At 71.9% G+C, this 17,301-nt stretch carries 2 protein-coding genes and 1 pseudogene; 2 read left to right on the forward strand and 1 reads right to left on the reverse strand.

The genetic code is table 11. From position 1 onward, the window contains the following. Positions 1-101 precede the first annotated feature (101 nt). Positions 102-14,555, reverse strand: a pseudogene (locus tag QSK18_RS11120) (type I polyketide synthase); the annotation flags it as partial. A gap of 154 nt (positions 14,556-14,709) precedes the next feature. On the opposite strand from QSK18_RS11120, the gene QSK18_RS11125 reads away from it, so the two are divergent. Both QSK18_RS11125 and QSK18_RS11130 read left to right on the forward strand, forming a co-directional pair. Further along, positions 14,710-16,119 (forward strand): glycosyltransferase, encoded by a 1,410-nt coding sequence (locus tag QSK18_RS11125; protein ID WP_502894177.1) that lies wholly within the window; start codon positions 14,710-14,712, stop codon positions 16,117-16,119. Beyond that, positions 16,076-17,245 (forward strand): cytochrome P450, encoded by a 1,170-nt coding sequence (locus QSK18_RS11130; RefSeq protein ID WP_285618516.1) that lies wholly within the window; start codon positions 16,076-16,078, stop codon positions 17,243-17,245. Before QSK18_RS11125 ends, QSK18_RS11130 begins: the two co-directional genes overlap by 44 nt. Positions 17,246-17,301: the final 56 nt, after the last annotated feature.

Consider the following 17,301-nt stretch of genomic DNA (forward strand, 5'->3'; position numbering starts at 1 on the left):
CGAGCGTCCGCCGTCCGCCTCCGGAACCGATTCAAGCCGAGCCCAGGTCCGCAAACGCCTAGTCTTCGACCGGCCGCCCCGGGCCGGGCCGAGACCTCACATCAGCCCGCCGAACCGCCCGGCCGACGGCCGAACTCCTGGTCGATCAGGGCGAACAGTTCATCGGCGCTGGCCGCCTGCAGCTCGTCGGCCGGCGCTGCCGCGCCGCCGTTGCGGTGCAGGTCCGGCGGGGCCGTCGCCGACACCGCGGCCAGCAGATGCCGCAGCCGGGTGGCCAGCCCACTGCGGGTCACGTCGTCCAGCCGCCCGGCGTTCAGCGACGTCTCGAAACGCGCCAGCTCGGCCAGCAGGGCCCGGCCGTCGTCCGGCTCGTCCGCGGCCGGCACCAGCTGCTCCAGCAGGTAGGCGGCCAGCGCCGACACGGTCGGGTAGTCGAAGATCAGGCTGGAGGGCAGGGTCAGACCGGTCCGCGTGCCCAGGCCGTTGCGCAGCTCCACCGAGCCCAGCGAGTCCAGCCCCAGGTCGGTGAACTGGCTGCCGGGCTCGATCCCGGCGATCGAGCCGTGCCCGAGCACCCGGGCCACCTGGTCGCGCACCATCCGGATCAGGTGGTCGCGGCGGCCCGGCGCAGGCAGCCCGAGCAGCAACTCGCGAAGGGTGCCGCGGCTGTCCACGACAGTGCGGGTGACCGTCGGCCGATCGGTCGGTGGGGGCCCGGCGACCGGCAGTCGGCTCAGCATCGGCAGCCCGGCCGCGACCGAGGTCAGGTCGAGGTTGACCGCGGCCACCGAAGTGCGGCCGACGGTCGCGGCGTCGAACAGCCGTAGCGCCTGGTCGGGGCTCAGCGGGACGAACCCGGCCCTGGACAGGCGGCGCACGTCGGCCGCGTCGAGGCTGCTGGTCATCCCGGCGGTCTGGGCCCACGGTCCCCAGGCGATCGAGACCCCTGGCAGGCCGGCCTCACGGCGGGCTGCAGCCAGCCCGTCCAAGAAGGCGTTCGCTGCCGAGTAGTTGCCCTGTCCCGGTGCGCCCATCGTGCCCGCCACCGAGGAGAACAGAACGAACGCGGTGAGCTCCTGGTCGGCGGTGAGCTGGTGCAGGTTCCAGGCACCGTCCACCTTGGGCCGCAGCACGTCGTGCATCCGCTGCGGGGTGAGCGAGGTGAGGACGCCGTCGTCGAGGACGCCGGCGGTATGCACCACGGCGGTGATCTCGTGATCCTGCAACAATGCGGTCACTTGGTCCCGCTCGGCCACGTCGCAGGCGGCCAGGCTCACCTGGGCCCCCAGCGTGGTCAGCTCTTCCTGCAACTGGGCCGCGCCCGGAGCCGACGCGCCGCGCCGGCTGGTGAGGACGAGCCGACGTACCCCGTGCTCGGTCACCAGGTGCCGGGCCACCAGAGCACCCAGCCCTCCTGTGCCCCCGGTGACCAGAACCGTCCCATCGCTGTTCCAGGGGCCGATGGCCTGAGTACTGCGGTCGTGCTGAACCAGGCGGGGAACCAGCAGGACGTGGTCACGCAGCACGGCGTGCGGCTCACCGGAGGCCAGCAGAGGCGGGACCGCGGACAGATCAGTCTCGTACTCGTCGATGTCGACCAGCAGGAACCGGTCCGGGTTCTCCACCTGGGCACTACGCACCAGCCCCCAGACGGCGGCCCCGGCCAGATCCAGCGGCACCACGTCCTCGGGATCGAGACCCTCCTGCGGCACGTCCACCGCGTTCTCGGTGACCAGCACCAGGCGGGACTCGGTGAGGCGCTCGTCGGCCAGCCATTCCTGCAGCAGCTCCAGCACCCGCACGGTCGTCGCGTGCACGTGCGCGGGCCCCTCGTCGTCACCGGCCCGCGGCACGGTGAAGACCACCAGGTCCGGGGCCGGGCGGTCGGTCAGGTCCAGATCGGCGAGCCCGCCGTCCAGCTGCACCACGTCCAGACCGGCCACCGCATCCACCGGCGAGCGGGGCGGCGGCTCGGCCACCCACTCCAGCCCGAACAAGGAGCCAGCCGGTTCCTCGGCCCGGGCGGCCGTGATCTGCTCGGTGGGAACCCGCCGCAGCAGAAGCTCCTCGGCCGAGAACACGGGGGCGCCGGTGAGGTCGACCGCGGTGACGGACACCGCTTCGTCGCCGGTCTTGCGCAGCCGCACTCGCAGGGCGGCGGCACCGGCGGCGTGCAGACTCGCCTGGGACCAGGTGAACGGCATCCGTCCGGCGCCGTCGGTCAGCCGTTCCAGGCCGGCGTACGGCACGGCGTGCAGGGCAGCGTCGAGCAGGGCGGGGTGCAGGCCGTAACGGTCGGCGTCGGCCACCTGTTCGGGCAGAGCCACTTCGACGAACACCTCGCCGTCCCGGGTCCAGGCGGCCCGCAGCCCCTGGAACACCGGGCCGTAGGCCAGCCCGCCGGTGGCAAGCCGCTCGTAGGCCCCGGTCAGGTCGACCGGCTCGGCGCCGGCGGGCGGCCATTGCACAGTGCCGAAGGAATCTTCGTGGGCGCCCGCGGCCAGCCGTCCGGTGGCGTGCCGGGTCCATCCGGCGGCGCCGGCCTGCTCGGCCGGCCGTGCGTACATGTCCACGGCACGACGTCCCTCGTCGTCGGGCTCACCGACCACCACCTGGACGGCCATCGCGGCGCTACCGGAGAACGCCAGCGGACGGGCCAGGGTGATCTCCTCGACGCGGTCACAGCCGACCTGGTCCCCGGCCCGGACCGCAAGTTCCAGGAAGCCGGTGCCCGGGAACACGACGGTGCCGCCGACCACGTGGTCGGCCAGCCAGGGGTGCGTGGAGACGGACAGCCGGGAGGTGAGCAGCACCGCGTCGGAGCCCGCCATCGGCACGCTGGCCCCCAGCAACGGGTGCCCGGCCTCGGCCAGACCGGCCGAGGCGACGTTCGCGGCCGCGTTCGTGGTGCCGGTGGGCCAGAACCGCTGGTGCTGGAAGGCGTAGGTGGGTAGGGGGATGCGACGGCCACCGGTGCCTGCGAGCACCGAAGTCCAGTTCACGGGCGAACCATGGACGTGCAGGGTCGCCGCGGCCTCGAAAGCGGTTGCGGTTTCCGGGTGGTCGGGTCGCAGCACGGGCACGGCCAGGGCCTCGGGGTGCAGGTCCGGCAGCATGGCGCTGGCCACCCGGTCCGGGCCCAGTTCCAGATACCGCTGCGCCGAGATGGTCTGGACGGCCTCAGCGAACCGGACAGTGGCCCGCACGTGGCGCACCCAGTAGTCGGCGCAGGCCAGGTCGGCGCCGGGCTCGACCGTGGACACCAGCGCAACCGAAGGCGCACCGAACTGCAACTGCCGCACCACGGAGGCGAACTCGTCCATCATCGGGGCCATCAGTGGTGAGTGGAAGGCGTGGGAGACCTTCAGCCGACGGGTCTTGGCGAACATCCCGGCCACGGCCAGAACTTCGCCCTCCACACCGGAAAGCACCACTGAGGTGGGCCCGTTCACCGCGGCGATCGAGACGCTGTCCTCGAGGCCGGCCAGGCGTGGCAGCACCTCGTCCTCCGAGGCCGCGACCGCCACCATCGCGCCGCCGTCCGGCAACGCGTCCATCAACCGGGCCCGCGCCGCCACCAACCGGCAGGCGTCCGACAGCGAAAGAATGCCCGCCACGTGCGCCGCCGCGATCTCCCCCACCGAGTGCCCGACCAGGACGTCCGGACGCACACCCCACGACTCGAACAGCCGGAAAAGCGCCACCTGCAGAGCGAACAGCGCGGGCTGGGCCCGGCCGGTGCGCTCCAGGTCCCCGGCGGCCACCTCGTCCAGGGGCTTGTCCAGCAAGGGCTCGAACTCGGTGGCCACCTCGTGCCAGGCCTGGGCGAAGACCGGGAACTGCTGCCGCAGCCCCTGCCCCATGCCGGTACGCTCGCGTCCCTGCCCCGGGAAGACCATGGCCAGTTCTCCGCTGCGAGCCCGGCCGGACAGAACTCCCGACTCCGGTCCTGCTGCCGCGAAAGACTGCAGCTTATCGATCAACTCCGCGCTTCCTGCGCCCAGCACCGCGGCCCGGAACTCGAGGTTCGAACGGGCCGTGGCCGACGACCAGGCCACGTCGGCGGGGTCCGGCTGCACTTGTTCCAGGTGCGCAGCCAGGCGTTCGGCCTGAGCCCGCAGAGCCTGCGGTGAGGCGGCGGACAGCACGATCGGAAGAACGCCCGGAACGGTGACCGCAGGCTGTATCTGCGCTGCCGCAGAGGGCTGTTCCAGGATCAGGTGGGCGTTCGTTCCCGACAGGCCGAACGACGAGACACCGGCCCGGCGCGGACGCTCCCCGGCCGGCCACTGCGCGGGCTCGGTCAGCAGGGAGATCCGCCCTGCGTTCCAGTCGACGTGTGAGGAAGGTTGCGTGATGTGCAGGGTCCGGGGCAAGGTTTCGTGCCGCATCGCCTGGATCATCTTGATGACGCCCGCCACGCCCGCGGCGGCCTGGGTGTGGCCGAGGTTCGACTTGACCGACCCCAACCACAAGGGACGCTCGCGGTCCCGTCCGTAGGTGGCCATCAGGGCCTGCGCCTCGATCGGGTCGCCCAGAGTGGTTCCCGTGCCGTGCGCCTCGACCGCGTCCACCTCGTCCGGCCGCAGACCGGCGGAGGCCAGCGCGGCCCGGATCACCCGCTGCTGCGACGGGCCGTTCGGCGCGGTGAGCCCGTTCGAGGCGCCGTCCTGGTTGACCGCTGATCCTCTGATCACGGCCAGGATCTCGTGCCCGTTGCGCTCCGCTTCGGAGAGCCGTTCCAGAACCAGCACTCCCACGCCCTCGGACCAGGACGTGCCGTCGGCCGAGTCGGAGAACGCCTTGCACCGGCCGTCCACGGCCAGACCGCTCTGCCCGCTGAAGCCGACGAAACCACCCGGCGTCGACATCACCGTCACCCCACCGGCGAGCGCCAGCCCACACTCCCCCGCCCGCAGGGCCTGCCCGGCCAGGTGCATGGCCACCAGCGACGACGAACAGGCGGTGTCGACCGTCACGGCCGGGCCCTCCAGCCCCAGCGTGTACGAGACCCGGCCCGAGGCCACGCTGGCCGCCACCCCGGTGCCGGTCATTCCTTCCCGGCCGACCTGCAGCCGTAGGGCCAGCTCGGAGTAGTCCTGCCCGTTCGAGCCCACGTAGACGCCGGTCCGGCTGCCGCGCAGGGCCGTCGGATCGAGCCCGGCCGACTCCAGGGCCTCCCAGGCCGTCTCCAGCAGCAGGCGCTGCTGCGGGTCCATACCCAGCGCCTCCCGGGGTGAGATGCCGAAGAACTCCGCGTCGAAGTCGGCCGCGCCGGACAGGAACGCCCCGCGCAGGGTGTCGCTGCTCGCCGCCACCTCGGCCAGGTCCCAGCCCCGGTCGCCCGGGAAGTCGGACACCGCGTCCTGTCCTTGCACCAGCAGCTGCCACAGCTCGTCCGGGTTGTTCACTCCCCCCGGGAAGCGGCAGGCCATGCCGACCACCACGATCGGGTCGTCCGGGGCCGAGGCGGCCGGAAGGCGCACGACGTTCTCTGAGCCGGGGACGCCGGCCAGCTCAGCAAGCAGATGCTCGGCGAGGGCGTGAGGCGTGGGATGGTCGAAGGCCAGCGTGGTGGGCAGGGCCAGGCCGGTGGCGGCGGCCAGTCCGGTGCGCAGCTCGATCGCCGAGAGCGAGTCCAGGCCCAGGTCACTGAGCGCACGATCGGCCGGGACGGCTTCGGCGGAGGCATGCCGGAGCACGGCCGCGGCCTGCGCCCGAACCAGGTCGAGCAGGCGGGTCTGTTGGGCCGCCGGAGCCAGCTCGCGCAGTTGCCGGCGTAGTGTGGCCGCCGCGTCGTCGGTCGCGGCCCGCTCTGCCTGCGTCCGCCGGTAGGCCGCCAGTTCCGACAGGACCGGGTTGATCCGGGTGCTGTGCGCCTCGACGACCTCCGGCCGTTGCAGGTCGGCCACCACGAGCGACCCCAGACTTCCGGCGCCGATCTGGCCCAGGGCCTTGACCGCCAGCTGGGGGTCGAGACCGCCGCGCACACCTGCCGCCATACCGGCACCCGACCAGGCTCCCCAGGCCACCGACACCACTGGCCACCCGGCGGACCGCCGACGCTCAGCCACCGCGTCCAGCACTGCGTTCGCCGCGGCGTAGTTGCCCTGGCCCGGATTCCCCAGGGCCCCGGCCACCGAGGAGAACAGCACCAGCGCCCGCACCTGCGGACGCCGGGTGAGCTCGTCCAGGACCAGCGCCGCATCGACCTTGGACGTGAACACCTCGGCGAACCGCTCCGGTGTGAGGCTGTCCAGCACTCCGTCGTCCAGCACACCGGCGGCGTGGACCACCGCCGTCACCCCGAAGTCGGTGAGCAGCTGGTCCACCAGGGCTCGATCGGCCGCGTCGCCCGCCACCAGGTCGATCGCCGAGCCCAGCTCCTCCCGCAGGGTCGTAGCCCCCGGGGCAGCCTCGCCCCGTCGGCTCAGCAGCACCACCCGTGCCGCTCCCGCATTCACCGCCCAGCGAGCGACCGTTGCCCCCAGCGCGCCGGTACCGCCGGTGATCAGGACCGTGTCGCCCGTGGGATCCCAGGCCGCGCCGGAGGGGACGGGCGCTGGGACCATGCGCCGGGCGAACAGGCCGGCCGAGCGGATCGCCAGCTCGCCTTCTTCCGGTTGCGACAGGGCGGCCTTCAGCCGTGTCAGCTCGACCGTTCCGACCTCGGCCGGGAGGTCGATCAGGCCACCCCAGCGCTCGGGGTGTTCCAGGGCCGCCACCCGGCCCAGACCCCGGATTCCGGCTGCCGCCAAGGAGTCGGGCACCTCGGACCGGGTGATCGAAACGCCCTGACGAGTGATCACCCAGGCGGGCGCCTGCACGCCGGCGTCACCCAGCCCCTGCAGCACCCCGGCCACCCAGGCCGCCCCGTCGCGCAAAGCCCTTCCCATGGCCCGAGCCTCGCCCGCGCCATGGACCACCGCATCGTCCTGGGCCACCCCATCGCTCAAGGCCACTCCATCGCCGGGGGCCGCCCCGTCACCCGCGACCGCCCCGTCACCCGCGACCGCCCTATCACCCACGGCTGCCCGGTCGGGCGCGGCAGGACCCCCATGCGCGGCCATACCGGTGCCGAGCCCTGCCAGCACCACCACCCCGGTCCACGGGCCCGGCCCGATACTTGCCAGCTGCTCGCGGCCGGCACCGATCACGACCTCATAGCCGGCGTCCAGCCCGGCCAACACAGACTGCGCCCATGAGTCCGGCTCGTCCGGCAACACCGCCAGCCACCGCCCGCCCGGCCGCTCAGACGCCGGCGCGCCCTCCGGCAGAGCCCGCCACACCGACCGATAACGCCACGAGTCCAGCACCGCCTCGTCCTGCTTGCCCCGCCGCCAGGCGCTCAGTGCCGGCACGACCTCACGCACCTGATCCCCGGCCAGTCCCAGCACATCGGCCACAGCATCGGCATCACCGGACTCCACCGCCTGCCACAGCGCTCCGTCGGCCTGACCCTGCCCCCCGACGGGCGCCGTCAGACGCCCCTCGGGCCAGTACCGCTCGGACTGGAACGCATACGTAGGCAGCGGAATCGAACGGCCACCGGTCTCCCGGAGCACCTGTGCCCAGTCGAGACGCACGCCCAGCACGTGCACCCGGGCAGCCGCCTCGAGGGCCTGCGACATCTCGTTGCCGTCACCGCGCAGCAGCGGGACCGCGGCCACCGATCCGATCATGGCCGAGGCCACACCGTCCGCGCCGAGCTCGAGGAACGCATCAGCGCGGGTCGATCCGACAGCTTCGGCGAAGCGCACCGGAGCAGCGACGTGACGAACCCAGTATTCCGGCGCGGACAGGTCCGCACCGGCCCCCACCGTCGAGGCAATCGCAATCTGCGGCGCCCGGAACTCCAGCCGCCTCACAACAGCAGCGAACTCGTCCAGCATCGGTGCCATCAGCGGCGAGTGGAACGCATGCGAGACTCTCAGCCGCCGAGTCTTCGCAAACCGCCCGGCCACTCGCAGAACCGCATCCTCAACCCCGGACAGCACTACCGAAGCCGGCCCATTCACCGCCGCAATCGACACCTCGCCCTCAAGACCGGCCAGCAGCGGCACCACCTCGTCCTCCGACGCCGCCACCGCCACCATCACCCCACCCGAAGGCAAGGCCTCCATCAGCCGAGCCCGCGCACCCACCAGCACACACGCGTCCTCAAGCGAAAAAACCCCAGCCACATGCGCAGCCGCAATCTCCCCCACCGAATGCCCGACCAGAACATCCGGACGCACACCCCACGACTCCAACAACCGGAACTGCGCCACCTGCAACGCAAACAACGCCGGCTGAACATCGCCGGTACGACTCAGACCACCCTTCACCAGTTCATTCAAGGGACGGTCCAGCAGTGGGTCGAGCTCGGTGGCCACCTCGTGCCAGGCACGGGCGAACACCTCCGACCGCTCACGCAGAACCCGCCCCATGCCGGTCCGCTGACCGCCTTGCCCCGAGAACACCAGCGCCAGGCGCCGATCCGTCGCTTGGCCGGTCACCAGGCCGGCAGAAGGGGAACCGTCCAGCAGAGCGTGGAGGCCCTCGGTCAGACCGGTCGTGTCATGGGCCAGCACTGCCGCCCGGTGTTCCAGAGCGGCCCGGGACGTTGCCGAAGCGTAGGCGATATCAGTCAGGGCATGGTCGCCGTCGGCGATGAAGGCGGCCAGCCGCTGGGCCTGAGCCCTCAGAGCCTGGGCCGTCGCCCCCGAAAGGAGCACCGGCAGCGTCTCGTCCGGACGGGTGGCCCGCGTCGGCACCTCCGGCTCGTCGGGCGCCTGCTCCAGGATGAGATGGGCGTTCGTGCCGGAGATCCCGAACGACGAGACTCCGGCCCGCCGCCGTTCTCCTTCGGCGACCGGCCAGGGCTGGGCCCGAGTCAGCAGAGTGACCGCGCCCGAGCCCCAGTCGACCTTTCGTGAGGGTTGGTCGACATGCAGCGTCTGCGGCAGCGTTTCGTGCTGCAGCGCCTGAATCACCTTGATCACACCGGCCACCCCCGCAGCCGCCTGGGTGTGCCCGAGGTTGGACTTGATCGACCCCAACCACAGTGGGCGCTCGCGGTCGCGTCCGTAGGTGGCCAGCAGCGCCTGCGCCTCGATCGGGTCACCCAGAGTGGTTCCGGTGCCGTGAGCTTCCACCGCGTCCACCTGGGCGGCCGACAGCCCGGCGGAGGCCAGCGCGGCCCGGATCACCCGCTGCTGCGAGGGGCCGTTGGGCGCGGTGAGCCCGTTCGAGGCGCCGTCCTGGTTCACCGCCGAGCCCTTGAGCACCGCCAGCACCCGATGCCTGCGGCGCCGCGCGTCCGAGAGTCGTTCCAGCACGACCACTCCCACGCCTTCGGACCACGACGTTCCGTCGGCCGAGTCGGAGAACGCCTTGCACCGCCCGTCCACCGCCAGGCCGTTCTGCCCGCTGAAGCCGACGAAACCACCGGGCGTGGACATCACCGTCACCCCGGCCGCCACCGCTAGGTCGCACTCGCCCGAGCGCAGGGCCTGCCCGGCCAGGTGCATGGCCACCAGCGACGAGGAGCACGCGGTGTCCACCGTCACCGCCGGCCCCTCCAGGCCGAGGGCGTACGAGATCCGGCCGGAGGCCACGCTGGCCGCGATGCCGGTGCCGGTCATGCCCTCGCGGTCGGCCTGGAGGGCGCGGGCCAGGTCGGAGTAGTCCTGGCCGTTCGTGCCCAGGTAGACACCGGTCCGGCTGCCGCGCAACGAATGCGGGTCGGTGCCCGCCGACTCCAGTGCTTCCCAGGTGGTCTCCAGCACCAGCCGCTGCTGCGGGTCCATGGCCAGGGCCTCACGGGGTGAGATCCCGAAGAAGGCCGCGTCGAAGTTGGCCGCGCCGGACAGGAATCCACCGCGGAGGGTGTCGCTGGACATTTGCAGGGCGGCCAGGTCCCAACCCCGGTCGTCCGGGAAGTCGGAGACCGCGTCCCGGCCCTGCACCAGCATCTGCCACAGCTCGTCGGGGTTGCTCACGCCCCCGGGGAAGCGGCAGGCCATGCCGACCACGACGATCGGATCGTCTGTCGGGGCGATGTTCCGGGGCTCGTCGGCCGCGCTCACTTCGCCGAGCAGATCGTTGGCGAGCCGCTCGGCCAGGGCTCGCGGGGTCGGGTGATCGAAGACGACGGTGGCGGGCAGCGTGGTTCCGGTGGCCGCCATCAGCTGATTGCGGAAGGTCACTGCGCTCAGTGAGTCGAAGCCCAGATCGCTGAAGGCGCGGTCGGCCGGCACCGCCTCCGGCCCGGAATGCCCGAGGACGGTGGCCGCGGTCGCCCGGACCAGGTCCACCAGGGACGCGGCGCGGGCGGCAGCCGACAGGGCACTCAACCCCTGTCGAGAGGTGGAACCCCCAACCGGTTGCGCCGTGGTGGAGCGATAGGCGGGCAGTTCGCTCAGGACCGGGTTAGGACGGGCCGAGTACGCCCGGACGATCTCAGGACGCTGCAGATCGGCCACCACGATCGGCCCCACCGCACCGGCGCCGGTCTGAGCCAACGCCCGCACCGCCAGCTCCGGCGCCAGACCACCGCGCATACCGGCAGCCATCCCCGCCCCGGCCCAGGCTCCCCAGGCCACCGAAACGACCGGCAGCCCGGCCGCCCGCCGACGCTCGGCCACCGCATCCAGCACGGCGTTCGCGGCCGCATAACTGGCCTGCCCCGGATTGCCCAGCACTCCGGCCACCGACGAGAACACCACGAAGGCGGTCAGCAGGCGATCGCGGGTCAGCTCATCCAGGACGACGGTCGAGGCCACCTTGGACGCGAAAACCCCGGCGAAGCGCTCCGGCGTCAAACCGTCGAGAACCCCGTCGTCCAGAACACCGGCGGTATGCACCACCGACGTCACCTCGTAGTCGTCCAGCACGCGGCTCATCCGCTCGCGGTCGCCCGCATCGGCGGCCACCAGCTCGACCGCCGGGCCCAGCTCGTCCCGCAGCGCGGTGGCGCCGGGCGCGGCGTCGCCCCGGCGGCTCAGCAGAACCACCCGCGCTGCCCCGGCCCCGACGGCCCACCGAGCCACGAGCGAGCCCAGAGCACCGGTGCCGCCGGTGATCAGAACCGTCTCGCCCAAGGGCTCCCAAGCGTTGTCCGGACGAACGGGGGCCGGGGCCAGTCGATGAGCCAGGACGCCGCTCGGACGTACCGCGAGCTCCCCGTCCAGCCGGCGGGCCAGGATCGAACGCAGGCTGTTCAGGACTCGCTCGTCCACCCGCCGCGGCAGGTCGATGAGGCCGCCCCAGCGATCGACGTGCTCCAGAGCCGCAACCCGGCCCAGTCCCCAGACCGCCGCCTGTGACAGCGAACCGACCTCGTCCGAGCGGCTGACCGAGATGCCCTGGCGGGTGAGCACCCAGGCCCGGGCGCCTATCCCGGCATCGCCCAGCCCCTGCAACATCGCGGCGACCCAGGCGGAGTCCTCGGCGAGCGTGAGCGTGGGCTCCCCGGGCTCCCCGGGCTCCCCGGGCGCCTCGGCGCCCCCACCCCCGTCCGCGGCAGCCACGGCACCCGCCAACACCAGGACACCCGCCCACGTGGTGCCCGCCACCTCGGACAAGCCAGAGCGATCAACAGCCGCAACCACCGTGACATCGCCCATCCCAGCGACCAGCTCATCACGCCACCGGTCGGCCGAGGCCGTGCCAGGCACCAGAACCAGCCACCGCCCGTCCGGGGTGCCCGTTGTCCCTTGCCCGCTCCCAGCTTCCGTCTCGTCCAGCGCGCGCCACACGGATCGGTATCGCCAACCATCCAGCACGGCCTCGTCCCGGCGGCCCTTCCGCCAGGCCGCCAGCGCGGGCAGGAGGTCACGCACGGCCTCTTCATCCACCGCCAGCACCTCGGCCACCGCGCCCGCATCGCCGGCCTCGGCCGCAGACCAGAAAGCCGCGTCATCCACCGATGCGCCGCCTGAGGACCTGAGGGCCGCAGCGGCGGCCGGCCAGAACCGTTCCCGCTGAAAAGCATAGGTGGGCAGATCGATCCGCCGCCCCCGCGTCCAGGTCAGCGCAGCCTGCCAGTCGACGGAAACACCGCGCAGATGCAGTCGGGTCAGGGCTTCCAGGGCGGCCTCAGGTTCGTTGCGGTCGCCCACCGACAAGGGGACGGCGGTGGTCGCCGGACGTACCTCAGCCACCATCGTGGTGGCCACCGAGTCGGGCCCCAGTTCCAGGTGGACGTCGGCAGCGCCCGCCTGGACGGCGTCCGCAAACCGAACCGGTGCCATGACGTGCCGAACCCAGTAGTCGGCGCAGGCCACATCGGCCCCTGCCTCGACCGAGGACTCGAGCGCAACCGTGGGCGAGGCAAACTGCACCCGCCCGACCACGGACGCGAACTCGTCCATCATCGGTGCCATCAGCGGCGAGTGGAACGCATGTGAGACCCTCAGCCGCCGAGTCTTCGCAAACCGCCCGGCCACCCGCAGGACCGCATCCTCAACCCCCGACAACACCACCGACGACGAACCATTCACCGCCGCAATCGACACCTCGGCCTCAAGACCGGCCAGCAGCGGCAGCACCTCGTCTTCCGACGCCGCCACCGCCACCATCACCCCACCCGAAGGCAACGCCTCCATCAGCCGAGCCCGCGCACCCACCAGCACACACGCGTCCTCAAGCGAAAACACCCCAGCCACATGCGCAGCCGCAATCTCCCCCACCGAATGCCCCACCAACACATCCGGACGCACAGCCCACGACTCCAACAACCGGAACTGCGCCACCTGCAACGCAAACAACGCCGGCTGAACATCGCCGGTACGACTCAGACCACCCACCACCAGATCGCTCAACGGCAGGCCCAGGTGCTCGGCGATCTCGTCCCAGGCCTCGGCGAAGACCGGGAACCGCTGGTAGAGCTCGCGGCCCATGCCACTGCGCTGCCCGCCCTGACCGGAGAAGACGAACGCCAGTCGGCCGCGTGAAGCGATGTCCTGCCGGACCAAGGGCGAAGGCAGCGCCTCGGCCACAGCCTCCAGGCCTGCCCGCACCTGTTCCAGGTCCGCGGCCATCACGGCACAGCGGTGCTCCATGGCGGTGCGGGAGGTGGCCGCCGACCAGGCCAGATCCACCAAAGCAGTTTCATCGGAGAGCGTTTCCAGCAGACGGGCGGCCTGGGCCCGCAACGCCTCGGGCGAGCGGCCGGACAGCAGTACCGGAAGTGGGTGCTCGACCGGGGGCGCGGCCGGCGCCGATTCCTCGGCCGGGGGCTGCTCCAGGATCAGGTGGGCGTTGGTCCCACTGAGACCGAACGACGAGATGCCCGCCCGCCGGGGGCGTTCCTGAACCGCGGGCCAGGGCACCGGTGCCGTGAGCAGCGACACGGCCCCGGCCGACCAGTCGACGTGGGTCGAGGGCTGGTGGGCGTGCAGAGTGCGCGGCAGTTCCTCGTGTCGCAGCGCCTGGACCATCTTGATCACACCGGCCACCCCAGCAGCGGCCTGGGTGTGGCCGATATTGGACTTCAGGGAGCCCAGCCACAGAGGGTTCTCACGATCCTGCCCATAGGTGGCCAACAGGGCCTGAGCCTCGATCGGGTCACCCAGAGTCGTGCCGGTGCCGTGGCCCTCCACCACGTCCACGTCGGCGCCGGACAACCCGGCCGACTCCAGCGCGGCCCGGATCACCCGCTGCTGCGCCGGGCCGTTGGGCGCGGTCAGGCCACTGGAGGCGCCGTCCTGGTTCACCGCCGAGCCACGAATCACCGCGTGTACCCGGTGACCGTTGCGCTGCGCCGCCGAAAGCCGTTCCAGCACTAGGAGACCGGCTCCCTCTCCCCAGCCGACTCCGTCGGCCCCGTCCGCGAAGGCCCGGCACCGCCCGTCCGAAGAAAGCCCACCCTGACGGCTGAACTCCACGAACCCACCCGGCGTGGACATCACCGTGACCCCACCGGCCAGGGCCAGCCCGCACTCGTCGTTGTGCAGCGCCTGGATCGCCAGATGGATCGCCACCATCGAGGAGGAGCACGCCGTGTCCACCGTCACCGCAGGCCCTTCCAGGCCCATCGTGTACGACAGCCGTCCGGAGGCCGCACCCCCACCGGTCCCCGTCCCCACGTCCCCCGAGACGTCGTCCAGCGAGCGCAAGGTCAGGAACGAGTAGTCCTGCCCGCTCATCCCCACGAACACCCCGGTCCGGCTGCCCCGCAGGGTGCGCGGGTCCAGCCCGGTGTGCTCGAAGGCCTCCCAGCCGACCTCGAGCAGCAGCCGCTGCTGCGGGTCCATGCCCAGGGCCTCGCGTGGGGAGATGCCGAAGAACGCGGCGTCGAAGGCGCCTGCCTGGTGCAGGAATCCACCGCGCAGCCCGGCCCGGCCGAGCACGTCCGGGTCCCAGCCGCGGTCGGCCGGGGCGTCGCCGATCGCCTCGCCGCCGGCCTCCAGCAGCTGCCACAACTGCTCCGGATCGCTGATGCCGCCGGGGAACCGGCAGGCCAGACCGACGATCGCGATCGGCTCGGTGGCGGCGGTGACGAGTTGCCGATTCTGCCTGCGCAACCGATCGGCGTCTCGCAGGGAGGTCCGGAGGGCTTCGAGAACCTTGGTGTCGTCCACCGACGAAGTAGAACCGGCGATCCACCGCGTAAAACCCTAGACCTGAGTCCCGGGCCTTCTAGGGAATCCCCTGTGCCGGCCCGGCCTAGCCTCCCGGGCGGGAGCCCTCGTCCGGACGGCCCGACCAGGAAGGTGCGCTGCGATGGACCCAGGCCGCAGACCGATCATGTTCGTCAGCATGCCGGAGGCTGGTCTGGCCAATCCGCTCATGGTCGTGGCCGGCGAACTGGCCCGCCGCGGGGTGCCGGACCTGTGGTTCGCCACCGACGAGCCGATGCGGGCCGAGGTCGAGGCGCTGAGTGCGGCCGCCCCGGTGCGTTTCGGCTCGCTGGGCCCGGTGATCAGTGAGTTCTCGGCCAAGACGTGGGACGACCGGACCTTCCGCAAGGTCACCCAGCGATCGCGCTGGCGGGCCCACCGGGCGGTGGTCCGGCACACCTACGACCTGCGGTTGCGCTACCCGAAGTTCCGCGCCCTGGACGCCCTGGTCGAGCAGGTGAAGCCGGCCCTGATGGTGATCGAGAGCATGAGCACCTACGCGGTCGAGGTGGCCGTCACCCGGAACATCCCCTACGTGCTCAGCTCGCCGTTCATGCCGAGCACGTTGATGGTTCTGCAGATGGGGCTGGACTTCCCGATGCTGCACACCGGGCTGCCCCGGCGGATGAACCGCCGGCAGAAGCTCTACAACGCCTACTTCCGGGCCCGCGCCGGGCTGATGTTCCTGCATCCGGCCGTCCAGATCACGCTGCGCAAGTCCATCCCCGGGCGCACCGAGATGGGCATCCCGGCCGAGACGCTGTTTCCCCGGGCCAAGGTCGACCATGCCGAACTGGTGCTGTGCTACTCGGTCTTCGGCCTGGAGTACGAGTTCGACGTCCCCGAGAAGCTGCGCATGCTGGGGGCCGTGGTGCCGCCCCTGCCGGAGGCCGAGCCCGACCCGGACCTGAACGCCTGGCTGGACGCCCACGAGTCGGTGGTGCTGGTCGCGTTCGGCACCCTGACCCGGCTCACCCGGCCGCAGGTGCACAACATGGTCGAGGTGGCCCGCCGGCTCGGCGACCGGCACCAGGTGCTCTGGAAGCTCAGCCGCGAGCAGCAGCACCTGCTGCCACCGCGCGAGCAGTGGCCGGCCAACCTGCGGGTGGAGAGCTGGCTGCCCTCGCAGCTGGACGCGCTGGCTCACCCGCACGTGCGGGTGTTCTTCACCCACGCCGGCGGCAACAGCTTCCACGAGGGCATCTACTTCGGCAAGCCGCTGGTGAACCGGCCGCTCTGGGTGGACTGCTACGACCAGGCGGTCCGCGGGGTGGACGCCGGGGTGAGCCTGACCCTGGACCGCCCGCACGACCTGCGGGTGGCGGACGTGCTGGACAAGCTCACCCGGGTGCTGGACGAGCCGTCGTTCACCGAACGCGCCCAGTTCTTCGCGGCCCAGCAGCGGGCGGCCGGAGGCCGTGCGGCGGCGGCCGACCTGATTCTCAGCACCCTGAGCGGGAGGACCCCCGATGACGACCAGACCGATCGAGTTCCCGGCTCGCGCGCGGGGTGAACTGGGCCCGCCGGCCGAGTACGCGCACCTGCGCCAGACCCCCGGGCTGGTGCGCTCGGCCCTGCCTGGCGGCACCGACGTCTGGCTGGTGGCCCGCTACGAGGACGTGCGCACCGTGCTCACCGACCCGCGGATCAGTTCCAACCCGATGCATCCGGGCTTCCCGCAGATCGGCACCAACGGCACGGTGCCGCTGCGGGACTCGGTGCCCGGCTGGTTCGTCGGCTACGACCCGCCGGAGCACTCGCGCTTCCGCAAGGCGCTGATCCCGGAGTTCACCGTGCGCCGGATCGCCGAGCTGCGCAAGGCGATCCGGCGGGTGGTCAACCGCCGGATCGAGGCACTGCTGGCCGGACCGCCGCGGGCCGACCTGGTGCCCACCTTCGCCCTGCCGGTGCCTTCGCTGGTGATCTGCGAACTGCTGGGGGTGCCGTACACCGACCACGACCTGTTCGAGAGCCGGACCCAGGTGCTGGTGCGTTACTCGGCCACCGACGCCGAGCGCGAGGAGGCGGCCGGTGAACTGCTGGAGTACATGACCAAGCTGATCTCCAGCAAGCGCCGCTTCCCGGGCCGGGACCTGCTCAGCCGGCTGGTCGCCAAGGACGTGCTCACCGGGCCGGAACTGTCCGGAGTTGCGCTGTTGCTGCTGATCGCCGGGCACGAGACCACGGCCAACAGCATCGGGCTCGGGGTGGTGGTGCAGCTGACCAACCCCGAATGGATCGGTGCGCCGGGCGTGGTCGAGGAGGTGTTGCGCTACCTGTCGGTGGCCGACCGGGTGGCGCTGCGGGTGGCGGTGGAGGACGTCGAGATCGGTGGGCAGCTGATCCGGGCCGGTGAGGGGATCGTCCCGCTCGGCGCCTCGGCCAACCACGACGAGACGACCTTCGAGCGGGCCGGGCAGTTCGATCCGAGCCGCTCGGCCCGACACCACGTGGCCTTCGGCTACGGGGTGCACCAGTGCCTGGGGCAGCACCTGGTGCGGGCCGAGCTCGACATCGCCTTCGGCGCGCTGTTCTCGCGGCTGCCGAACCTACGGCTGGACGTGGCCCCGGAGGATCTGGCGATCAAGTACGACGGCGTGCTCTTCGGCCTGCACGAGCTCCCGGTGCGCTGGGACTGACTCTTCTCTGACCACGACGAAGCCCTCGACCCGTAAGGGCCGGGGGCTTCGTCCGT

This window comes from Kineosporia sp. NBRC 101677 (assembly GCF_030269265.1).
Taxonomy (GTDB): domain Bacteria; phylum Actinomycetota; class Actinomycetes; order Actinomycetales; family Kineosporiaceae; genus Kineosporia; species Kineosporia rhizophila.

Excerpts from the sequence above, each read along its gene's own strand:
- QSK18_RS11125 (WP_502894177.1), top strand. The coding sequence starts at position 14,710 with ATGGACCCAGGCCGCAGACCGATCATGTTCGTCAGCATGCCGGAGGCT.
- QSK18_RS11130 (WP_285618516.1), top strand. The coding sequence starts at position 16,076 with ATGACGACCAGACCGATCGAGTTCCCGGCTCGCGCGCGGGGTGAACTG.